Source organism: Cutibacterium sp. KB22876 (assembly GCF_059728865.1).
In genome coordinates, this window is record NZ_AP040858.1 from 33,186 (window position 1) to 54,161 (window position 20,976).

Below are 20,976 nucleotides of genomic sequence, written 5' to 3' on the forward strand. Positions count from 1 at the left end.
AGACGGAGTTGGTGCAGATGTTGTCCGCATCTGGTCCTTTGAGTGATCCCCTGACATCACAGAACGGCCCCCGCAGCACCATGGCTGCAGGGGCCGTCGTCAGTCAGTTCGTCACTCAGCGACGCGAGCGGAGGCAGGATCGATCTGCACGCCCGGACCCATCGTCGAGGAGACGGTCACCTTGCGCAGGTAACGACCCTTGGCGGAGTTCGGCTTGAGACGCAGGATCTCGTCGAGAGCAGCGTAGTAGTTCTCAGCCAGCTTCTCCGACCCGAAGGACACCTTCCCGATGAGGAAGTGGAGGTTGGCGTAACGATCGGTACGGAACTCGATCTTGCCACCCTTGATGTCAGAGACGGCCTTGGCAACGTCCATGGTGACGGTGCCGGTCTTGGGGTTCGGCATCAGGCCGCGGGGACCGAGGACGCGGCCCAGACGACCGACCTTGCCCATCATGTCCGGGGTGGCGACCACGGAGTCGAAGTCCAGGTATCCGCCCTGGACCTTCGCGATGAGGTCGTCGTCACCGACCTCGTCGGCGCCCGCAGCACGGGCGGCCTCGGCCTTCTCACCGGTGGCGAAGACGAGGACCCGTGCCGTCTTGCCAGTGCCGTTGGGAAGGTTGACGGTACCGCGAACCATCTGGTCGGCCTTCTTGGGGTCGACGCCGAGACGGATGGCCACGTCGACGGTCTCGTCGAACTTTGCCGACGCACCGGATGTGACTATGGCCAGACCCTCCTCCGGGGAGTAGAGCTGGTCGAAGTTCACCTTCTCAGCGGCTGCGCGATATGCCTTACTGCGCTTCATGTCTGGTTCCTTTCACCAGGTGTGGTGAGGGCAGCGCGTGCCCCTCCACAAGAACTGTCTGTGGGTTGTGAGCTTCAGGCCTCGACCTCGACGCCCATGGAGCGGGCGGTGCCGGCCACGATCTTCATGGCGGCCTCGACGTCGTTGGCATTGAGGTCAGGCATCTTGGTCTCGGCGATCTCGCGGGCCTGATCCTTGGTGATCTTGCCGACCTTGTGGGTGAGCGGGTTCTCGGTGCCCTTCTTGATTCCGGCAGCCTTCTTGATGAGCTCAGCAGCCGGCGGGGTCTTGAGGACGAAGCTGAAGGTGCGGTCCTCGTAGATGGTGATCTCAACCGGGACGACGTTTCCGCGCTGTCCCTCGGTCTGAGCGTTGTAGGCCTTGCAGAACTCCATGATGTTGACACCATGGGGACCAAGAGCGGTACCGACTGGCGGGGCCGGGGTGGCCTGTCCAGCCTGGAGAGCGACCTTGACGAGAGCCGCTACTTTCTTCTTAGCAGGCATTGATGGGTCCTTCTTTCGGTCGTGACGGCATCGGTTGATACCGCCAGTGCGAGTCCGGGCGTGACGAGCATCCGGACACAGACGCACCGATCAAGTCTAAGCGACTCGGCCGGTGGGTCCAAAATCAAGGGGGCGTCGGTGTGACCAGCAGGCATCACACCGGTGCTCGGCCAGCCGAAAGACGACGCGAGCCGAACCCATCACGGTCCGGCTCGCGTAGAGAATCGAAAAATTCTCAGATCTTCTCGATCTGGTTGAACTCGAGATCCACCGGGGTGGAACGTCCGAGGATCTCGACCAAGGCCTTGACACGCTGGTTGTTGGTGTTGATCTCGGTGATCTGAGCCGGGACGCCGGCGAAGGGACCATCGGTGATCTGCACCGACTCGCCGACCTCGTAATCAGCGACCTCGACCTTCGGCTTGGCCTTGGGCGAGGGGGCCTTGTCGGCGTTCTCGTGGGCGACCTTGGCGACGACCGACGGCGTCAGCATCGTGACGACCTCGTCGAAGGTCAGTGGGATCGGGGTGGTCGACTGACCGACGAACCCGGTCACCGACGGGGTGTGACGCGCAATGCCCCACGAGTCGTCGGTCAGGTCCATGCGCACCAGCACATAACCGGGCAGGTACACCCTGGTGATCGTGCGGCGGGTGCCGTTACGGATCTCGACGACCTCTTCGGTGGGGACGACCGTCTCGAAGATGTAGTCCTCCATGTTGAAGTTCTGCACGCGGGCGTCGAGGTTCTGCTTCACCTTGTTCTCCATGCCGGAGTAGGTGTGCAGCACGTACCACTCGCCGAACTTCGAGGACAGTTCGTCGCGCAACTCCTCAATGGCGGCGTCGACGGCGTCCTGGTTGCCGGCATCGGCTGGCTCGTCCTCGTCGGACTTCTCCTCGTCGTCGGCAGCCTGGCCGATACCGAGGTTACGGGCGATGTCGTCATCCGAGGCTTCCTCGGACTTGTCGTCACCGAAGTCGAGGTTAATCTCAGGCTCCTTGGCGGAGTCCTCCTCGCCGAGATCTCCGAGGTCAATGTCGACCTGGTCGTCCTTCTTCTCGGTCTCGTCAGGGGTTAACACGTCGAGGTTGATCTCGACGTCGTCGTTCTCGCTGAAATGGGGGCTGTCAGTCACAGATCAATTCTCCAATGTGATCGTCAGTTGCCAAAGAGCTTGATGATGATCCATCCGAAGAGGACGTCCAAGCCACTGACGTAAGCGATGATGAGCAGAACGAAAACAAGGACGACGAGGAAGTACTGGCCCAGCTCGTCGCCGGTGGGCCACTTGACCTTGCGCAGTTCGGCAACCGACTGTTTCGTGAAGGTCACCGGGCCGGTGCGATGGCTGCCCTGTTCGGCAGCCTTCTGCTTGCTGCTCTGCTTGCGGACGGGGGCCTTGGTCAACTCGCGCTTCGGCCCAGGGCCAGCAGGCTTGGCAGCAGAAGCAGCTGCGGGCTTCCCGTCCACGGCGTCAACTTCCTTGGCACCCTTGCGCACCGGCTTGCCATGTCGAGCTGGCTTGCCAGCGGCGTCCTTCTTGCGAACCGGACGGCTGGAACGAGCGGAAACTGCAGCCTTCTCGGCTTCCTCGAGCTGCTCGGGATCGTCGACCACCATGTCTTCGGGGTCGGCCTTGTCAGGAGTCTTGTCGACGACATCGTCAGGAGTCGTCAACTCCTCAGCCTCGGGATCGACGACGTCGTACTCCTCAGCCTCCGTAAGGTTGCGGGATGTAAGATCCTCCCCCCTCGGAGACAGCTCGCCCTCGACGGAAGGATCGTCTCCGTCACTGAGGTTTCGCTTCTCGTCGGTCACGCTGTTCCTTCGGGTCCTGCCTGACGGTTGGTTCCGTGGACCAGGACTTCGCCACGGCTGCGCACCAGGGATACGCCCCGCACATGCGTCTCGCAGGGCACGAGGGACTTGAACCCCCAACCTGCGGTTTTGGAGACCGCTGCTCTGCCAATTGAGCTAGTGCCCTTCGGCGCTGCCTGGTGGGCAACGCCAGCACAGGGAGTATAGGAGAGGATTCGGTCTCACGTCGAATCAGACTCGCAGGTCCTCTCCAAAACTCCCCGCCGGTCATCCATCACGCAGGGTGTCTGGCCGCGTACTGGTCCATGGTGTCAGTCCTCATCGCTTGTGCCAACTCCTGCATACCGGCCTCATCGACGATGTCGTACTGCTGACCGTCTTTCGACCTACCAAAACCCTTGATGGGAGCCTGCAGGGAGACGACGTCAGCCCCGGAGTCAAACTTGAGGCTGGTAGCCAACTTGCGCACCTCCTTGTTGGTGAGCGCGTCGTCGACCGTCATCGTGGAACCAACGTCGGACACCACCTCGGAGAACTTCTTCGGATTCGTCAGTGTGCCGGCCGAGAAGATCTTATCAATCATCGTGGTGAGGACGGCTCGTTCGTTAGCGGCACGGTCCAGGTCGCCGTGCTTGAGGCTCTTACGCTCGTGGACGTACGCCAAAGCAGCATCCCCCTCAAGGGTCACGTTGCCCTTGTCGAAGTGATGACCCATGCTGTCGAACTCCTGCGGGTTGTAGACCTGGATGCCACCAAGGTCTCTGCTGAGCTGCTTGAACCCGTTGAAGTCGATGACGGCGCCGTGGTCCATCTTGACGTTGGTCAGCCCCTCCAGCACCTTGATCGTCAGAGGCATGCCACCCCACGAGTAGGCGGCGTTGATCTTGGCCTTGGAATCCTTCTTGACGACGTCATTGGCCGGGATCGTCACCCACATGTCACGCAGGAAGCTGATGAGGTAGAGCTTCTCGCGATCGGCGGGCAGGTAGGCAATCATGAGGGTGTCAGAACGGCCACGATCCCATCCGCGGGAGTCCGACCCGGCGAGGACGAAGGTCTGTGCACCGGTCTCGACCGACGGCGGACGAGTGCCCTGAACCGCCACCGGGGCGCGATTGACGTTGTTCATACCAACATTGATCGACCGCAGGTAGTAGGCGATGATGCCGACGACGATGAGCAGCAGCGCCAGGACGATGACGAGGAAGACCTTCGGCCAACGACGCTTGCGTCTGGCCGCCGTTGCCGATGCCGCACGGTCCTCATCATCGTCGTCGGAGTGCTCCTCGAGAAGCTCATCGACGGTGGCGTCCTCCTCGTCCGGGTCATAACCGCGCCGTCCGGCAGTCGGCTCAGCATCCCCGGCGGGGAGTCCACGACGAGGTGCCTCGCTGGCGTCAGGGTCGACGCCGTTCTCGCCCTCGAAATCGTCCGGGTCGTCGAACAGATTGAGTCCGTCGTCGTGAGCCACGGGTATGCCCCCTCCTGCTGGAACTCAGCGGACCAGTAGGCCTTCAGGATACGCAACGCCAACGGCCCCACACACTTCTCGCACGTGCGAGGCCAGCATAAGGGGTTTCGCCGAATTGCAGAAAGGCCTCTCTCAGCTGGCGAGAAGCTTCTCAGCGGCTGCCAGCAGGACGCAGGTCGAGACACCTTCCATGGCCTCTCGCAGCTCGCCCATGCTAGGGAAGGACGGCGCCAGACGGATGGTGCGATCGTGCGGGTCATCGTGCAGCGGATGAGACGCCCCGGCCGAGGTGAGGGCAATGCCGGCTTCCTTGGCCAGGGCTACCACGCGAGAAGCCGTGCCATCCATGACGTCGAGGGTGATGAAGTAACCGCCGGTCGGATGGGTCCACGTGGCGACCCCACGACCGCCGAGGCGGTTGGTGAGGATCTCGTCGACGAGGGCGAACTTCGGGGCGAGCATCTCGCGGTGGGCACGCATGAGCTTGCGAACACCCTCGGCGTCACCCAGGTACTTCGCGTGACGCAACTGATTGACCTTGTCAGGGCCGATCGAGCGGATCCCCGCATGTCCCAGGTACCAGTCCAGGTTGGCCTTCGAGGAGGCCAGGAAGGAGATGCCGTCGCCGGCGAAGGTGATCTTGGAGGTCGAGGCGAGCTCGAAGACGCGGTCAGGGTTACCAGCCTCCTCGGCCCACTGCAGCACTGGCAGCGGTGGACGCTCGGTGTCGGTCAGGTGATGCAGGGCGTAGGCATTGTCCCACCACATACGGAAATCGGGGGCGGCAGGCATGGACACCAGGGCACGAACGGTCTCCTCGTCGTAGACGACGCCGTTCGGGTTGGCGTACATCGGCACCACCCACATGCCCTTGACGGACGGGTCGGCGGCCAGTTTGGCCACCTCGTCGACGTCAGGGCCGTGCTCCCCCAGTTCCACCGGGATCATCTCGATACCGAGGTGCTCGCAGATGGCGAAGTGGCGGTCGTAGCCGGGGACCGGGGCGATGAACTTGACGTTCTGGCCGAACCACGGCTTCTCACCCGCGATGCCATGGACGAAGGCGAACATCGCGAGATCGTGCATGATCGACAGGCTGGAGTTGTCGGCAGCGATGATGTGATCGACGTCGACCCCCAGCAGTTCACCGAAGATACGGCGAATCTCGGTGAGTCCGCGGTTGCCTCCGTAGTTGCGGACATCCTGGCCGTCCTCGGCGTGGGAAGGGATATCAATCGTCAGCAGGTCCGCGTTGAGGTCAAGCTGTGCCGGGGAAGGCTTGCCGCGGGTGATGTTGAGAGAGACACCACGGGCGACGAGCTCGGCATGCTCATCGCTCAGCTGCTCGTGCAGGGCGGACAGGTCATCGGGGGACAAGTCGGTCAGCGGGGTCAGCATAGGCCAATTATGGCCCCTGGGTCCGCCACAATGACAGGCGACCCTCCACACCCGGCCATACGAGGTTGGAGGGTCGTCGGTCTGGACGAGTTCCATCGACCTCAGATGGCGCAACCGACGAGGCGTGGTTCAGGCACCAAGGTGATGCCGTACGCGTCGCGAACTCCCTCGATGATGGTGCGCGCCAGAGCAGTGAGGTCGTCGGAGCTGGCGCTGCCGCGGTTGGTCAGGGCCAGCACGTGCTTGGTCGACAGGCTAGCCGGGGAGTCCTCGGCCACCATGAACCCCTTGCCGTATCCGGCGTGGTCGATGAGCCATGCGGCGCTGGTCTTCACACGACCATCAGGCTGGACAAAAGCGGGTGCAGCCTCCGGAACCTCGTCGGGAGCCACCAACGGGTTGGTGAAGAAGGACCCCGCACTCCAGGTGTCGTGGTCATCAAGGTTGAGGACCATGCCCTTGCCACCACGCACCTCCAGGACGGTCTCGCGGACCTCGGAGGTGTTGGCCCTCTCTCCTGACTCGACCCCCAGACGACGCGCCAGCTCGGCATAGCGCACCGGGAGCGACCGAGTACCGAGGTTGAACTGCATGGTGACGTCCAGGACGACATAGCGGTCTGGTTCGGCCTTGAACCGGCTGGAGCGGTAGCCGAAGCCGCACTGGTCCGCGGTGAAGGTGCGCTGGGTGTCATCGACACGGTCCCAGGTACGCACCCGGGCGATGAACTCGCAGACCTCCACGCCATAGGCGCCGACATTCTGGATCGGCGTCGAGCCGACGAGACCAGGTATGCCGGAGAGGAACTCCGGGCCGATCCACTCCTGCTCGATGGCGTGGACGACGAAGTCGTCCCAAACCTGACCGGCGGCAACCGTCACCAGAGCACCACCGCATGAGGACACCTCGGCGGACAGTCCCGAGGTCGCGACACGCACGACGGTGCCGTCGAATCCATCGTCGCCGACGAGGACGTTGGAACCGCCTCCGAGCACAAGACAGGGCTCGCCGCGTCGATCGCAGTCGCGGACGGTTTGCAGGAGCTCGTCATTGGTCGTGGCGATGACGAGATGACGAGCCGGGCCACCCACTTTGAACGTCGTGAGCGGGGCGAGCGGGACGTCGTCCCCTCCGATGAGGGTGGTCGTCGCGCCAATCGCCTCGTGATGGATGGTGCTGCATGCCTCGGTGGGGTCGTCGTCCTCGTAGGGACCGATGACAGTGGTACTCACTGCTCCCCCTGCTTGATGACGACCTCAACTCGTCCGAGAACGGACTGTCCGCCGCACTTGACGTCGACGCCAAGGGTCGCGGTGTCATCAACAACCCTGCGAACCGTGGCGGCGACCTCGATGGACGCCCCCTCCTTGGTGTCGGGGACGAGCACCGGGCGGGTGAAGCGAGCTCTCTGGGACAGTACTTGCTCAGGCCCCCCGACCCACTCGATGACAGCACCCAGGGCCGCCCCCATCGTCCACATGCCGTGGGCGATGACGCCGTCCATGCCGGCCTCCCGGGCAGCACGGTCGCTGTAGTGGATCGGATTGAAGTCCCCTGACGCACCGGCATAGCGGACCAAGGTGGTCCGGGTGACACCGATGACTCGCGGCCCGAATGTCTGACCTTCCGTCAGCTGCGCGCTCATGCATTCGCCTCCGGACGGGTGTGCCACAAGGTCGAGGTGGCGTTGCCGAGATGCTCGCCATTGACATGGTCCAAGGAGACGTCGATACCGATGATGTCGGTGTTGCCCCGGGTACGAACCGAGGTGATCCTCAAGCTCGAGGTGACCTCGTCACCCTTGTGGAGCGGACGGATCCAGTTGAAGGACTGATCGGTGTGAATCATGTGCTCCAGCTGGAGGCCAAGCTGCTCGTCGTCGAACAGTGCCTCCCACGCCCGGGACGCCAACACCATGGCAAATGTGGGTGGAGCAATGGGGTCGTCACCCCGGTAGGCCGGAGCAGTGTCGCCCAAGGCGGTGGCGAGCTCCCGGATCTTCTCCGCGGTAACGAGGTAAGGGTCTGTCGTCGGATACGTGCGCCCGACGTCATCAGGACTGATCGGCATGTCGTTCAGGCTATCCCAGACCTCCGACGCCACAGAACTCTTAGGAACGAGCGAAAAGACGAGGAGCCGCCCTCAGGTGACCCCTCGTCAAAGGTTCTTGGATTGAAAACCCGACGTCAGCGGGTCTCGCGATGCGCGGTGTGCTTGTGGCAGCGCGGGCAAAACTTCGCCATCTCCATGCGATCAGGATTGTTACGGCGGTTCTTCTTGGTGATGTAGTTGCGCTCCTTGCACTCGGTGCAGGCGAGCGTGATCTTCGGGCGAACGTCGCCGGACTTCTTGGCCATCTTTCCTACTTTCGAGCCGTGTGGAGTGTGCGCTCCCGAGTTTCCCCGGTTTGTTTTGGTAGCGGAGGCGGGAATCGAACCCGCGACACAGCGATTATGAGCCGCTTGCTCTACCCCTGAGCTACCCCGCCATGTGATCCTCGGCGCCCATTCGGACCCGGCCCACCGGGCGAGTGGGGCCGATTCACACTCAGAGCCCCCAAGCAGAATCGAACTGCTGACCTTCTCCTTACCATGGAGACGCTCTGCCTACTGAGCTATAGGGGCAACGAATGAGAAAACTACACGAGCTTCCAGTCGTTGGCAAATTGGAACCCGAATCCCCTGACCCCGGAATGAAGCCCCTCGTGGGAACCGGTAATCAATCGAACCAGGTCGTTTCGCCTCCACCGTTTCCTCGACCGAACGAGTCGGCCAAGAATCCTGCCTTGGCGAAACCAACCCCCGAATCCATCCGACCCGGGGGTTGCGTGGCAGGTGTTGGATTCGAACCAACGTAGGCGAACCGACGGTTTTACAGACCGCTCCCTTTGGCCACTCGGGCAACCTGCCTTGCTGGCGCGAGCCAGCGATCGAAAATATTAGCAGGCATGCCGGCGTCGTGACCAATCCGGCCCGTCAACAAGCCCGACGAACCAGCCAGGACCACCGCATGTGGCCCTGTGATGAGGCTCCCCGTCCGCACGCCGAGTTGTACGATGTTGTACGATGCCGACATGTCAGGCGTCTCCTATGACCATCAGCACCCTCACATCGAAGAATTGATGACCCTGTACAACTCGGTTGGCTGGACCGCCTACACCACCCACCCGTACAAGATGGAGGGGCTGCTCGACCGAGTCGACCAGGTGCGATGTGCCAGGACCGACGGTGAACTCATCGGTTTCTCACGAGCCATCTCTGACGGCGTCCAGGTCGCCCTCATCCAGGACCTACTGGTTCATCCGAAATGGCAGCGACATGGGATTGGCTGCCACCTGCTGACGTCGATGATGGAGCACTACTCGGGGCTGCGCCAGATCGTCCTACTCTCCGACGACATCCCCGAGATCGTCGCCTTCTACGAGTCGTGTGGACTCCATGACATCGCCCGCGAGGAGGGAAAGGCCTTCGTCAGGTACCTCTACGAGTGATGCCGGAACAGTCGTCGCGTCACTGCGTCGTCACCCTGTGACAGACTCTCCCCATGCGCATCGCCAGCTTCAACGTGAACGGCATCCGAGCTGCCCTGAAACGGGGATTCTCCGACTGGATGGAGACCCGTGACTGCGACGTCATCGGCCTGCAGGAGGTGCGCTGCCGTCCCGCCGATCTCCCGGAGGGGGCGTTCGGCGATCGTCACGTCTCCTGGGCGCCGGGTTCGTTGGCCGGGCGCAATGGCGTCGCCCTGCTCACCCGCACTGCTCCGGCCGAGGTGAGATCCTGGGGCACCCACCTCGTCATGACCCCCGGAGAGACACCCAATCTCGACGAGATCCGCACCGGAATCACCGATCGACTACCAGCTGAGCTGCTTCCCTTCGCTGACGAGGGGCGCTACATCGAGGTTGATCTCGCCGACGCACCCGTCACCGTCGCCTGCCTGTACCTGCCCAAGGGAGCCACTCCGGACCCCAAGGACGAGAAGTCCATAGCCAAGCAGGACCGCAAGATGACCTTCCTTGCCGGGTTCCGTGAGTACCTGGCGACCCGACGCCAGGAGTGCGCGGCCCAGGGGCGTCATGTCCTTCTCATGGGCGATTTCAACATCGCCCATGAGAACGCCGACCTCAAGAACTGGAAGTCCAACCAACGCAACGAGGGATTCCTGCCCGAGGAGAGGCAGTGGTTCGACACCATCCTGTCTCCCGAGACCCTCGTCGACGTCGTGCGCGCCCAGCACCCTGACGTCGACGGTCCCTACTCCTGGTGGAGCTGGCGCGGCAAGGCCTTCGTTAATGACGCCGGATGGCGTATCGACTATCACCTGGCCTCACCGGAGCTGGCGAGGAAGGCCGTCACGGCCGAGATCGACCGCGACCCCTCTTACGCCGAGCGCACCTCCGACCACGCGGCTGTCGTCGTCGACTACGACCTGTGACTCAGGACGGGTCGAACATCTCCTCAACACGACGCACGGGGACGCCGGCCAGACTCTCGTGTGACCAGTGGGGGTTGCGGTCCTTATCGACCAGCTGAGCCCGCACCCCCTCACAGAAGTCCGAGTCGCGCATGAAGGAGCGCCCCAAGGCTCGATCAGTCTCCAAGACCTCAGCGAGTCCTGACGCACTCTCTGCCTTGATGACGGCTGCCAGCGCGACGGCCACCGACAACGGGCAGCGGGTCGCGATGTGCTCAGCGGTCTTGCGTGCGGCTTCCTCCGGGCGATCAGCCAGTCGACGACACACCTCAACCGGATCGTCGGTGTCGTAGCACTCCTGAATCCACACCGCGTCGCGGGCCAGCTGGCATGCGACTGGATCGACGTCAGCAGGATTGCCGTCGGCGTCAACGACCTCGTCCACCAGACCAGCCCACAGCGCCGAGGCTGCGTCGATGGAGGCTCCCGTCATGGCCAGGTGGCGCCCGACATGCCGTGGGGCGCGGGACAGCTCGAAAGACACACCGACGTCAGGCCACAGCCCAATACCCGTCTCCGGCATCGCCAGAACGAGGTCCTCTCGTGCCTCGACCTGCTTGAGGCGAAGGGCCAAACCAAGACCACCACCCATGGAGATCCCGTGCAGATGCGCGGTTCCGGAGTGGACCGCCGCGATCGCCGCATCAACGTCGTACTCGAAATCCAACCAGTCGCCGGCAGCCTCGGGATCTTCCAGAGCCAGCGACCTGAGCTCACGGATGTCAGCCCCGGAGCAGTAACCGCGCTCTCCCGCGCCTGACAGGTCGATACTGCGCGGCGAATCCTCGACGGCCTTCCCAATGGCCGCCAGCATCTCGCCGGACAACGAATTGATGGCTCGGGGGCGATCCAGGGTGATCGTCACATCGTCGGTACCGCTGATCTTCACCTCATCCATGACCCCAAGCCTGCCACCTTGCCGAATCACCACCCAGAAAAGCTGGTTGGCGAAGGCGTTCACCGATGGCGGGGACATGTCTCCTGCACCCATCCCACCAGAAACTCACGGTGGCACCTGCCCTCCTCACGATGTAGCCTCGGCTCGAACTTAGGTCCACCGAACTTTTAAGTTTTCACAGCTCAAAGGAGGCCTCCATGCATCGCTCCCTTCACGCCATGGTCATCGGGCTCGTCGCGGCAGTCGCGCTCGCCCTAACTGGCTGCAACGCTGCCAATCCCCCGAAATCGCACGACAAACCCGTCGTCCTCACCACCTTCACCGTGTTGCAGGACATTGCGAAGAACATTGCCGGCGACGACCTGACGGTCGAGTCGATCACCAAGCCCGGCGCCGAGATCCACGACTACGAGCCCACCCCCGACGACATCAAGAAGGCGTCGAAGGCCGATCTCATTCTCGACAACGGGCTGGGCCTGGAGCGCTGGTTCCAGAAGTTCGTGGAATCCGCCGACGTCCCGCACGTCGTCGTCTCCGAGGGCGTCAAACCGATGAATATCGCCGAGGACGAATACGCCGGCAATCCGAACCCGCACGCCTGGATGAGCCCGAAGAATGTCCAGATCTACACTGACAACATCGTCAAGGCCTTCAGCAAATTCGACCCCGACCATGCCAAGGACTACAAGTCCAATGGAGACACCTACAAGGAGAAACTCCAGAAGGTCACCGATGACATGACCCACCAGTTGTCCGCCCTGCCGCGCAATGAGCGTGCCCTGGTCAGCTGCGAAGGCGCCTTCTCCTACCTCGCTCGGGACACCGACCTGACCGAGAAGTACCTCTGGGCCGTCAATGCCAATCAGGAGGGCACACCGAAGCAGATCGCTTCGGCGATCGACTTCGTCAGGAAGAACAAGGTTCCGGCCGTGTTCTGCGAATCCACGGTCTCCCTCAAACCCATGAAGCAGGTCGTCAACTCCACCGGGGCGAAATTCGGCGGCACCCTCTACGTCGATTCCCTCTCCAAGGCCGACGGACCGGTCCCGACCTACCTCGATCTCATCAACTACGACGCCCGCACCATCACCGCTGCCCTCACCGGAAAGAAGTCATGACCGGATGTGTTGACGTCGACCATCTCTCAGTGCGCTACGGGGAGGTGGTCGCCTTGTCGGACGTCACCGTCTCCGTCGAGCCGGGTCGCGTCACCGGTCTCATCGGGATGAACGGGTCAGGCAAGTCCACCCTCTTCAAGGCGATCATGGGGATGGTTCGGCCCGAGCATGGCCGGGTCCTCATCGACGGCGACTCCCCCGCCAAGGCCCGTCGTCACGGCATCGTCGGATATGTCCCACAGGCCGAGGACGTCGACTGGTCCTTCCCGGTGTCGGTGCGCGATGTCGTCATGATGGGCCGCTACGGCCAGCAGGGATTCACCCGACGGCCACGCGCCGAGGATCGCGAGGCCGTGGCAGAAGCCTTGGAACGGGTTGAGCTGGCCGACCTGACGGATCGTCAGATCGGCCGGCTGTCGGGCGGTCAACGCAAACGCGCCTTCGTCGCTCGTGGTATTGCCCAGGGAGCTCGCGTCATGCTCCTCGACGAGCCCTTCGCCGGGGTCGACAAACGCAGCGAGGCGACGATCGTCAGACTCCTGCGTGACCTTGCCGACCAGGGAAGAACCCTCATCGTGTCCACCCATGACCTCCACGCCCTGCCCGACCTCGCCGACGACGCGGTCCTGCTGCTGCGCACCATCCTGTTCCACGGACCGGTCGCCGAGGCACTACGTCCAGAAAACCTCGCGTTGACCTTCAGGGTCGACGTCACCGAATCCGGGAGGATGGCATGAATGCCCTCGTGTGGCTCACCGAACCATTGAGTTACCAGTTCATGGTTCGCGCCCTGACGACCAGCGTCGTCGCGGCCGTCGTCTGTGCCCTGCTGTCGTGCTGGCTCGTGCTGGTCGGATGGTCCCTCATGGGGGACGCCGTCTCCCACGCCGTACTACCTGGAGTGGCTCTGGCCTACATCCTCGACCTGCCCTTCGCCCTCGGCGCCGTGGTCTTCGGCTTCCTCGCCGTCATCCTGATCGGGGTGGTCCGCGGCACCAGCCGGGTCAAGGAGGACGCTGCGATCGGCATCGTCTTCACGACGATGTTCGCCCTCGGTCTCATCCTGATCTCGACGACCCCGAGCCAGACCGACCTCAATCACATCATCTTCGGCAATGTGCTGGGCATCACGAAGGCCGACATGGTTCAGGTAGCGATCCTGGCCGGGATCAGCCTGCTCGTGCTGCTGCTCAAGCGTCGGGATCTCACCCTCTACGCCTTCGACCCCGTCCATGCCCACGCCATCGGCCTGTCCCCGCGCCTCCTCGGGGCTCTCCTGCTCGGGATGCTGGCACTGACGGCGGTCGTCGCCCTGCAGATCGTCGGGGTCGTTCTCGTCGTGGCGATGCTGATCATTCCGGGAGCGACGGCTTACCTGCTCACCGACCGATTCTCACGGATGCTCGTCATCGCGCCGAGCCTGTCAGCGCTGTGCACGGTAGTCGGCATCTACCTCAGCTACTGGTCCGACGTCTCCCCCGGCGGCCTGGTCGTCGTCGTGCAGGGCGTGGCATTCCTGCTCGTATACCTCTTCAGCCCGCGCCACGGCGTCGTCACGCGGGCGCGTCGCCACAGGCGATCTCAGCCCTCGACGCTCACCCAGACGGCGTCAGTCGCTGAACGGCCCAGCGGTATGGCCCGATCGGCCACGGTCACCTCGATCGAATCGGAGTAAGGGGCACCCGGGCGCGGCTCCATCCGGGTACCAACGCCGATGCCGCATTCAGCCAGGAACTGCAGGAGACCGGGGTCACCGTCAGCCACCCTCTCGACGCGCACGACCACCCCGGGGTGGACGGCCGACAGCTGCACCGCCCCGTCCGGATGCTCAATGTCCCCGGCTCGGCTGGGAATCGGGTCGCCGTGGGGATCCTTGGTGGGGTACCCGAGCAACTCGTCGATACGGTCGACCATGAAGTCGGAGACAACGTGCTCGAGGGCCTCGGCCTCCTCATGGACCTGATCCCAGCGGTATCCCAGGATTTCTGCCAGGAAGGTCTCGATGAGACGGTGGCGGCGCACCATCGCGACGGCGTGTTGGGCGCCTTCCTCGGTCAGGGCAACTGACCCATACCGGGTGTGCTGAAGCATCCCCTGTTCGGTCAGCTTTCGAACGGCCTCGGAGACGGTCGAGAGCCGCACACCCACCTTGGCAGCCAACATCGAGGTGCCGACGGGGTCGTCAGACCACTCCTGGAGATTCCAGATCGCCTTGAGATAGGTCTGGGAACTCGCAGTCAGACTGGTCACAGACATGGCAGCAGAATACCGGTCACGACTGTTCGTGAGCTGTGTGCCGATGCGGAACGTGGACATCCTTGTGCGTCCACCCTTGTCCCAGGCTGCGCTCGTGCCAGACCAGTCGGGCTGCCAGCACCAGGACCAGAGCGACCCCAAGGGCCACTGCACTATTGCGCCACGACAGGTTGACGGCGTCGAAGGACAGCAGGATGACGGTGGTCCACACTGCCGGGCGCACGTACCGGGCGGCTTTGTCGATCAAGGGCAGCAACAGCGCTCCCCACAGCACGTACCAGGAGTGCAGGGCGGGCGCGCACAGTGCGACGGCAAGGAATCCCAGGGCCAGGAAGGACAGCGGCTTGCGGGGCAGCAGACGGATCGCCATGACGACGAGGAGTGCGGCTCCCACGAGCACGCCGATCGCCTGGGCGATGGGGATGACGGCAGCCGCCGCCTGGTGGGCCCCGAAGAGCCCGAGAATCATGCGCACCCCCATGCCGACGAGGGTGAATGGCGAAACCGTCAGCACCATGCCCGGGACATCGACGGCGTGGTACCAGCCGAATCCCAGACCGGATGCCCATGAAATACCCGCGAACACCGCCACCGAGACAGCGAGCGACCACACCGCTCTCCCCAGGGCTGGGAAGAGGTGACGGGGATGCCACGACTCCATGGGATGACGGATGAATGGCAATGCCACCGCGACCATGAGGGCCGGCTGCTTGACGGCCGCCGCCGCCCCGACGAGGACTGCTCCGACGAGCCACGACCAGCTCGTCATGCATGCCAGCCACAACCCGATGACGACCAGCCCCATCATGAGGGAGTCGTTGTGGGCTCCGCCGATGAAGTCGACGACGAGGATCGGGTTGAGGGTGGAGAACCATGCGGCAAAGTGCGGGTCCCGGCCGACTCTGCGGGCCACCCGTGACATCAGCAGGCCAATGGCGATGACGCCGAGAACGGCTGGGATCCGCATGAACACCGCGGACCAGTATGGGTTGTCACCGGTGAGATGGACGATCAGGTGCTGCACGGCCAGGGCCAGCGGGCCATAGGGGGTCTTGGTGTACCGCCATTCCTGGGCCACCTGGTCGGCGAAGGCCCCCGGCAGCAGACCTGGGTACCCCTCATAAGGGCTGATGTCGTTCTCCAGCAGCCACCCCTGCGCAGCGTAGGAGTAGGCGTCGTGACTGAAGATGGGTGGGGCGAGCAGGAAGGGCAGGCCCCATACGCCGAGGACGGCCCACGGGCGCAGCCCGGCGCGGATTCCCGGACGATGCTTGAAGTACCGACGCACATGCTTGGGAAGCGGCTCGGCGCCGAGGTCACGGGGCTCACGGCCGGGACGCAAGCGAAGCCAGGAATCCACCAACAGACCGACACCGACAAGGACGAGGAGGGTTCCGACGATGCGCCAGGTCGAGCCACGCAGCCCGGCCTCGTCGAGCCGGGACCACCACGGTGAGTTCAACGGTAGATATGCCGGGGTCAGGGATCCGGCCGTGATGAGAATCGTCCCGACCAGTCCTTCCAGGACCGACCGGGACCGCCAGGCGCGCAGGTAGGCAACCCACTTGAGTTGGATGCGTCGACGCCAGCCAACCGGCTGCTTCACCGGCCACCGTCCGATCCCCACGCGCTGACGAGGTCCGTTCTCGTCTCCGAATCCGGTACCCGCTCGTCATTCCATGACAGGGCGTCAAACGGACACGACTCGATGCACATCCCGCAGTACATGCACAGTCCCCAGTCGATGGTGAATTCGTCGAGGACGGCGACGGTGCGGGGACGACGGGCGTCTGAGTCGGGAACGGATTCATTGTGGGCGTCGATGGTGATGCACCAGGCCGGGCATGTCCGGGCGCAGATGACGCAGGAGGTGCAGGCATCAACGTCGAGGTCGATGGCGGAATGCCTCATACTCGCCTCCTTCGTCCTGCCTGCCCTCGTCTGGTTTGTGTGGCTCCGGTATCTCGTCCGGCTCTCGATTGTGGACGTCGCCCTGACATGGCCGCGACGACCTCGACGTCAGAAATGTCCTCGCCGTCCTTGATGCGTTGCCAGGTGTCGGGGTCGGGAACACCGGCCGGCAGGGCACGGCGTCGGCTCGCTGAGGTCGAGGGGCCCGGGCCGGCCACGCCGGGCCACGTCGTCTCGGCTCGTTGCGCCAACACGACCTCCTTGCGCAGCGGCGGCTTGGGTGCGTCGCGGATGAGGAGGGCACGATTGTCAGCTCCCGGGCCGACGAAGGTCACCCCGAAGGAATCGTGGATCTCTCGCTGATACCAGGCTGCTCCCGCCACGGCGTCGACGACGGAGTCGAGGCTCCCGCCATCGCGTGGCACACGAGTGGAGACGGTGACGTCGTCGCCGTCATGGTTCTCGCATCGACAGACGACGATGATGTCGGGGTCCTGTCCGCGTTCGCCCACCCCGTCGATGGCCGTCAGATGGGCCAGCCACGGATGGGTGGACATCGCCTCGGCGACGGCGTCATGCCACCTATCTGCAGGAACATCGATGGTCGTCATGCTGCCTCCCGGGAAGAGGACAGGAAGCCGGTGAGAGCGTCCGGGGCCGGCGGGCAACCCGGGATCCAGTGATCAGCCTCGACACCGATCGCGGGGAGCCCGTCGACGACTGCCGCCGAGTCCCAATAGGGGCCACCGGCGCAGGCACAAGCCCCGAAGGCCACGACGTCGACTGGATGGTCCTCACGCAAGGTTTCAATGGTCGAGCGCACCACCGGCGCCAACACCGTCGAAATGGTTCCCGACACCACCGCGACGACCGGCGCCCCCGAGGGGGCGTCCTGACAGGTGGAGGCCGCAGTCGGCACTGCCGCCCCGCTCTCGACCCCACAACAGGCGAGGGCGAGGTCGACGACGTACACGGACTTGTCGGCGAACCAGTCGATGAACTTCACCGGGCCATCGTACCGACGATGTCGTCCAGCCAGATCTGTGCTGCGGGTAGGCGTCAACCCTGACGGTGGCCAAGTTCGACGAGCAGCGGCGCGATGGTAGCGTTGGGAGCCGGTTCCGAAGCATCCGGACGCGCCTCGCGGGTACGACCATTCGTCACCACGTGACACGTCCCCACCGGAGTCCCGCGACGAGAAAAGAGGTCAGAGTGCCTTCCACCGACACGGCACATCACACCACTGACGAGCGAGAGGTCCAGTCCCTCGACCGAGTCGTCATTCGATTCGCCGGCGATTCCGGCGACGGCATGCAGTTGACCGGTGACCGTTTCACCGCTGAGTCCGCCATCCATGGCAATGACATCTCCACCCTGCCGAACTTCCCTGCCGAGATTCGTGCTCCCCAAGGCACCATCCCCGGCGTCTCGAGCTTCCAGGTGCATTTCGCCAATTACGATATCGCCACCCCGGGCGACCAGCCCGACGTCTTGGTGACCATGAACCCGGCTGCCCTGGCCGCCAACCTCGGCGATCTTCGCCGCGGCGGCCTCATCGTCCTTGATTCCGCCGAGTTCACCGCGAAGAACTTGAAGAAGGTCGGATACGCCGAGGATCCGCGTCACGACGGCACCCTGGAGTCCTACCAGGTCGTCGAGCTGGACCTCACCGGTCTGGCCGTGGCCGCCGTCGAGCCCTTCGGCCTGGGCCGCAAAAACTCCGAACGAGCCAAGAACATGTTCGCCCTGGGGCTGCTGACCTGGCTGTACGGGCGTCCGCTCGGCCCCTCCGAGAAGTTCCTGGCCGGCAAGTTCGCCTCCAAGCCGGAGATTCGCGATGCCAACATCGCCGCCCTCAAGGCCGGACATGCCTACGGCGAGACCTGCGAGCTGTTCCGGGTCCGCTACGAGGTGGCCCCGGCACCAATGCCCGAGGGCACCTACCGTCAGATCACTGGCAACCTCGCCACCGCCTACGGCCTCATCACCGGTGCCAACCGGGCCGGGTTGCAACTCTTCCTGGGCTCATACCCCATCACTCCGGCCTCCGACATCCTGCACGAGCTGTCCAAGCGCAAGTCCCACAACGTCGTCACCTTCCAGGCCGAGGACGAGATCGCCGGTGTCAGCTCCGCCATCGGCGCCTCCTTCTCGGGTTCCCTGGGCGTGACGACGACCTCCGGACCTGGTATGAGCCTCAAGTCCGAGGCCATCGGCCTGGCCGTCATGACCGAGCTGCCGCTCGTCGTCGTCGACGTACAGCGTGCCGGCCCGTCGACCGGAATGCCGACCAAGCCTGAGCAGGCTGACCTGCTGCAGGCGATGTTCGGCCGCAACGGTGAGTCCCCCGTCCCCGTGCTCGCGGCCAAGTCCCCGTCGGACTGCTTCGACACCGCTCTGGAGGCTTGCCGGGTGGCCGTGACCTACCGCACCCCGGTCATCATGCTGTCCGACGGCTACCTCGGCAACGGCGCGGAGCCGTGGAAGGTGCCGGACCTCGACGAGATCCCGCACATCGACCCGAACTTTGCCACCGAGCCCAACTCCTCTGCTGCCGACGGCTCACCGCGATTCATGCCGTACCACCGCGACCCGGAGACCCTGGCCCGTCCGTGGGCCTTGCCCGGGACCAAGGGTCTGGAGCATCGCATCGGCGGTCTGGAGAAGTCGGCTCGCACCGGCGCCATCTCCTACGACCCGTCCAACCACGAGGACATGGTCGCCACCCGAGCCGCCAAGGTAAAGGGCATCGCCAAGACCATTCCGCCGACCGTCGTCGACGATCCGTCCGGTGACGCTGACGTCCTGGTGCTGGGTTGGGGTTCCACCTACGGTCCGATCACCGCTGCGGTGCGTCGAGTCCGTGCTCGCGGCCTGTCCATCGCTCAGGCCCACGTGCGTCACCTCAATCCGCTGCCGGAGGACCTGGGCGACCTGCTGCATCGTTACCGCCGAGTGGTCGTCCCCGAGATGAACACCGGCCAGTTCGCCATGTTGTTGCGTTCGAGGTATCTCGTCGACGTCAAGACGATCTCGCGGGTGCGCGGGCTACCGATCTCCCCGGTCGACCTGTGTGAGGAACTGTGCCAGTACTGCAACGACGAGACCGAGGAGGCCTGAGATGACTGACATCACCACCGAGGATCGTCCCGCCGGACTTGCCGGTGTGCCACTGGCGATCGAGCCGCTGAAGCGTCGTGACTTCGCCTCCGACCAGGAGGTGCGCTGGTGCCCCGGCTGTGGCGACTACGCGATTCTGTCCACCTTCCAGGGTGTGCTGCCGGATCTGGGCATCGCCAAGGAGAACGCCGTTGTCATCTCGGGCATCGGTTGCTCCTCGCGCTTCCCGTACTACATGAACACCTATGGCATGCACTCCATCCACGGCCGTGCCCCGGCCATCGCGACGGGGGTGGCAGTGTCTCGCCCGGATCTGGCCGTCTTCGTCATCACTGGTGACGGTGATGCTCTGTCCATCGGCGGCAACCACCTCATCCATGCCATGCGCCGCAACGTCAACCTGACGATCCTCATGTTCAACAACCGGATCTACGGACTGACGAAGGGCCAGTACTCCCCCACATCGGAGGCTGGGAAGGTCACCAAATCCTCGCCGATGGGTTCAATTGACGCCCCGTTCAGCCCGCTGGCCGTGGCCCTGGGTGCCGGATGCTCCTTCGTGGCTCGAGCCGTCGATTCCGACCGCAAGCACCTCGCCCAGGTGCTCACTGCGGCCGCCAAGCACCGCGGTACCTCCTTCGTCGAGATGTACCAGAACTGCCCGATCTTCAACGATGGGGCGTTCGATGACTACAAGGGTCCGGAGGCCAGCCAGCACCTCATCCGCCTGGCCGACGGCGAGCCCGTTCTCGTCGGGGCCGATGGTTCTCGCGGCGTGGTGCGCGACCCCGTCAGTGGCGAGTTGACGGTGGCTGACGTCGCCGAGGTGGGTATGGACCACGTGCTCGTCCACGACTCCCACCGTGCTGACCCGTCGCTGGCCTTCGAGCTTGCTCACCTGGATGACGGCGTCATCGTCAGCCAGACCCCGGTCGGAATCTTCCGCGACGTCGAGCGTCCCACCTATGACGATCAGGCTCGCGCCCAGGTCACGCTCGCCGCTGGTGACGCCACCGACCAGGAGTCCCGCGACGCCGCTCTGGCCACTCTGCTGGCCGGGAACGACACCTGGGAGGTCCAGGGCTGAAACTTCCGGGGCCAGGAATGGGTCTTGGCCCCAAAGCCTCCTGGCGCCGGCACGTGCTGTGTCGTGTGTGTTCCTAGAGGCTTGGGGTGTATCTTTTCTTCTGT

At 64.1% G+C, this 20,976-nt stretch carries 23 protein-coding genes and 4 tRNA genes; 7 read left to right on the plus strand and 20 right to left on the minus strand.

The window, feature by feature from the left end; translation table 11 throughout:
* Nucleotides 1–111 precede the first annotated feature (111 nt).
* The 14 genes from rplA to AC6I1W_RS00210 all read right to left on the minus strand — a co-directional run bounded on the left by rplA (nt 112) and on the right by AC6I1W_RS00210 (nt 8,915).
* Nucleotides 112–810: a 50S ribosomal protein L1 gene (rplA, locus tag AC6I1W_RS00145; protein WP_117189702.1), complete on the minus strand. Its 699-nt coding sequence runs from the start codon at nt 808–810 to the stop codon at nt 112–114.
* Nucleotides 811–884: 74 nt separating this feature from the next.
* Nucleotides 885–1,316: a 50S ribosomal protein L11 gene (gene rplK / locus AC6I1W_RS00150; RefSeq protein ID WP_016666126.1), complete on the minus strand. Its 432-nt coding sequence runs from the start codon at nt 1,314–1,316 to the stop codon at nt 885–887.
* 235 nt (nt 1,317–1,551) lie between these two features.
* Nucleotides 1,552–2,454 carry a transcription termination/antitermination protein NusG gene (nusG, locus tag AC6I1W_RS00155; RefSeq protein ID WP_065673162.1) on the minus strand — a complete coding sequence of 301 codons (903 nt, stop codon included), beginning with the start codon at nt 2,452–2,454 and terminating at the stop codon, nt 1,552–1,554.
* 23 nt (nt 2,455–2,477) lie between these two features.
* On the minus strand, nt 2,478–3,137 hold the full coding sequence (gene secE, locus AC6I1W_RS00160; RefSeq protein WP_065673163.1) for a preprotein translocase subunit SecE: 660 nt from the start codon (nt 3,135–3,137) through the stop codon (nt 2,478–2,480).
* A 93-nt stretch (nt 3,138–3,230) separates the two neighbouring features.
* Nucleotides 3,231–3,303 (minus strand) — tRNA-Trp (locus AC6I1W_RS00165).
* Between the two features lie 108 nt (nt 3,304–3,411).
* Entirely contained in the window at nt 3,412–4,608 is a 1,197-nt protein-coding gene (locus tag AC6I1W_RS00170) for an LCP family protein (protein ID WP_065673164.1), read from the minus strand.
* A 132-nt stretch (nt 4,609–4,740) separates the two neighbouring features.
* Nucleotides 4,741–6,006 (minus strand): aspartate aminotransferase type Ic, encoded by a 1,266-nt coding sequence (locus AC6I1W_RS00175; protein WP_117189701.1) that lies wholly within the window; start codon nt 6,004–6,006, stop codon nt 4,741–4,743.
* Nucleotides 6,007–6,107: 101 nt separating this feature from the next.
* Entirely contained in the window at nt 6,108–7,238 is a 1,131-nt protein-coding gene (locus tag AC6I1W_RS00180) for a UDP-N-acetylmuramate dehydrogenase (protein WP_065673166.1), read from the minus strand.
* Nucleotides 7,235–7,651 (minus strand): MaoC/PaaZ C-terminal domain-containing protein, encoded by a 417-nt coding sequence (locus AC6I1W_RS00185; RefSeq protein ID WP_117189700.1) that lies wholly within the window; start codon nt 7,649–7,651, stop codon nt 7,235–7,237. Before AC6I1W_RS00185 ends, AC6I1W_RS00180 begins: the two co-directional genes overlap by 4 nt.
* On the minus strand, nt 7,648–8,076 hold the full coding sequence (locus AC6I1W_RS00190; protein WP_117189699.1) for an FAS1-like dehydratase domain-containing protein: 429 nt from the start codon (nt 8,074–8,076) through the stop codon (nt 7,648–7,650). Before AC6I1W_RS00190 ends, AC6I1W_RS00185 begins: the two co-directional genes overlap by 4 nt.
* Nucleotides 8,077–8,192: 116 nt before the next feature.
* Entirely contained in the window at nt 8,193–8,363 is a 171-nt protein-coding gene (rpmG, locus tag AC6I1W_RS00195) for a 50S ribosomal protein L33 (RefSeq protein WP_004809087.1), read from the minus strand.
* A 56-nt stretch (nt 8,364–8,419) separates the two neighbouring features.
* Nucleotides 8,420–8,494, minus strand: a tRNA-Met gene (locus AC6I1W_RS00200).
* Nucleotides 8,495–8,557: 63 nt separating this feature from the next.
* Nucleotides 8,558–8,630: transfer RNA gene (locus AC6I1W_RS00205), tRNA-Thr, on the minus strand.
* A 204-nt stretch (nt 8,631–8,834) separates the two neighbouring features.
* A tRNA-Tyr gene (locus AC6I1W_RS00210) sits at nt 8,835–8,915 on the minus strand.
* 164 nt (nt 8,916–9,079) lie between these two features.
* Here AC6I1W_RS00210 and AC6I1W_RS00215 point away from each other — a divergent pair.
* Together AC6I1W_RS00215 and AC6I1W_RS00220 are read left to right on the plus strand one after the other, a co-directional pair.
* Nucleotides 9,080–9,496, plus strand: a complete 417-nt coding sequence (locus AC6I1W_RS00215; RefSeq protein WP_231128473.1) for a GNAT family N-acetyltransferase — start codon at nt 9,080–9,082, stop codon at nt 9,494–9,496.
* A gap of 53 nt (nt 9,497–9,549) precedes the next feature.
* Complete coding sequence (locus AC6I1W_RS00220; protein ID WP_016666135.1) at nt 9,550–10,443, plus strand: exodeoxyribonuclease III; 894 nt, start codon at nt 9,550–9,552, stop codon at nt 10,441–10,443.
* A 1-nt stretch (nt 10,444) separates the two neighbouring features.
* Here the strand turns inward: AC6I1W_RS00220 and AC6I1W_RS00225 are convergent, their stop codons facing one another.
* Entirely contained in the window at nt 10,445–11,380 is a 936-nt protein-coding gene (locus tag AC6I1W_RS00225; protein WP_117189715.1) for an enoyl-CoA hydratase/isomerase family protein, read from the minus strand.
* Nucleotides 11,381–11,577: 197 nt separating this feature from the next.
* Between AC6I1W_RS00225 and AC6I1W_RS00230 the strand changes: the two genes are divergently transcribed.
* Genes AC6I1W_RS00230 through AC6I1W_RS00240 form a run of 3 tightly spaced genes read left to right on the plus strand, consistent with a single transcriptional unit; the run spans nt 11,578 to nt 14,173 of the window.
* Nucleotides 11,578–12,498: a metal ABC transporter substrate-binding protein gene (locus tag AC6I1W_RS00230; protein WP_117189698.1), complete on the plus strand. Its 921-nt coding sequence runs from the start codon at nt 11,578–11,580 to the stop codon at nt 12,496–12,498.
* Entirely contained in the window at nt 12,495–13,235 is a 741-nt protein-coding gene (locus AC6I1W_RS00235) for a metal ABC transporter ATP-binding protein (protein ID WP_117189697.1), read from the plus strand. Before AC6I1W_RS00230 ends, AC6I1W_RS00235 begins: the two co-directional genes overlap by 4 nt.
* Nucleotides 13,232–14,173, plus strand: coding sequence for a metal ABC transporter permease (locus AC6I1W_RS00240; protein WP_063279880.1), 942 nt, complete (start codon nt 13,232–13,234; stop codon nt 14,171–14,173). Before AC6I1W_RS00235 ends, AC6I1W_RS00240 begins: the two co-directional genes overlap by 4 nt.
* Here the strand turns inward: AC6I1W_RS00240 and AC6I1W_RS00245 are convergent.
* Genes AC6I1W_RS00245 through AC6I1W_RS00265 form a run of 5 tightly spaced genes read right to left on the minus strand, consistent with a single transcriptional unit; the run spans nt 14,080 to nt 17,671 of the window.
* Nucleotides 14,080–14,754: a metal-dependent transcriptional regulator gene (locus AC6I1W_RS00245; RefSeq protein WP_171048662.1), complete on the minus strand. Its 675-nt coding sequence runs from the start codon at nt 14,752–14,754 to the stop codon at nt 14,080–14,082. The two genes, AC6I1W_RS00240 and AC6I1W_RS00245, sit on opposite strands and share 94 nt — an antisense overlap.
* Nucleotides 14,755–14,770: 16 nt before the next feature.
* On the minus strand, nt 14,771–16,360 hold the full coding sequence (mptB, locus tag AC6I1W_RS00250) for a polyprenol phosphomannose-dependent alpha 1,6 mannosyltransferase MptB (RefSeq protein ID WP_117189714.1): 1,590 nt from the start codon (nt 16,358–16,360) through the stop codon (nt 14,771–14,773).
* Nucleotides 16,357–16,665 (minus strand): 4Fe-4S binding protein, encoded by a 309-nt coding sequence (locus AC6I1W_RS00255; RefSeq protein ID WP_065673174.1) that lies wholly within the window; start codon nt 16,663–16,665, stop codon nt 16,357–16,359. The genes mptB and AC6I1W_RS00255 overlap by 4 nt, the downstream gene beginning before the upstream one ends.
* Complete coding sequence (locus AC6I1W_RS00260; RefSeq protein ID WP_065673175.1) at nt 16,662–17,276, minus strand: NADH-quinone oxidoreductase subunit C; 615 nt, start codon at nt 17,274–17,276, stop codon at nt 16,662–16,664. The genes AC6I1W_RS00255 and AC6I1W_RS00260 overlap by 4 nt, the downstream gene beginning before the upstream one ends.
* Nucleotides 17,273–17,671 (minus strand): NADH-quinone oxidoreductase subunit B family protein, encoded by a 399-nt coding sequence (locus AC6I1W_RS00265; protein WP_065673176.1) that lies wholly within the window; start codon nt 17,669–17,671, stop codon nt 17,273–17,275. The genes AC6I1W_RS00260 and AC6I1W_RS00265 overlap by 4 nt, the downstream gene beginning before the upstream one ends.
* A 161-nt stretch (nt 17,672–17,832) precedes the next feature.
* Here AC6I1W_RS00265 and AC6I1W_RS00270 point away from each other — a divergent pair, with 161 nt between their 5' ends.
* Together AC6I1W_RS00270 and AC6I1W_RS00275 are read left to right on the plus strand one after the other, a co-directional pair.
* Nucleotides 17,833–19,785 (plus strand): 2-oxoacid:acceptor oxidoreductase subunit alpha, encoded by a 1,953-nt coding sequence (locus tag AC6I1W_RS00270; RefSeq protein ID WP_065673177.1) that lies wholly within the window; start codon nt 17,833–17,835, stop codon nt 19,783–19,785.
* A 1-nt stretch (nt 19,786) separates the two neighbouring features.
* On the plus strand, nt 19,787–20,872 hold the full coding sequence (locus tag AC6I1W_RS00275) for a 2-oxoacid:ferredoxin oxidoreductase subunit beta (RefSeq protein ID WP_270236272.1): 1,086 nt from the start codon (nt 19,787–19,789) through the stop codon (nt 20,870–20,872).
* Nucleotides 20,873–20,976 lie beyond the last annotated feature (104 nt).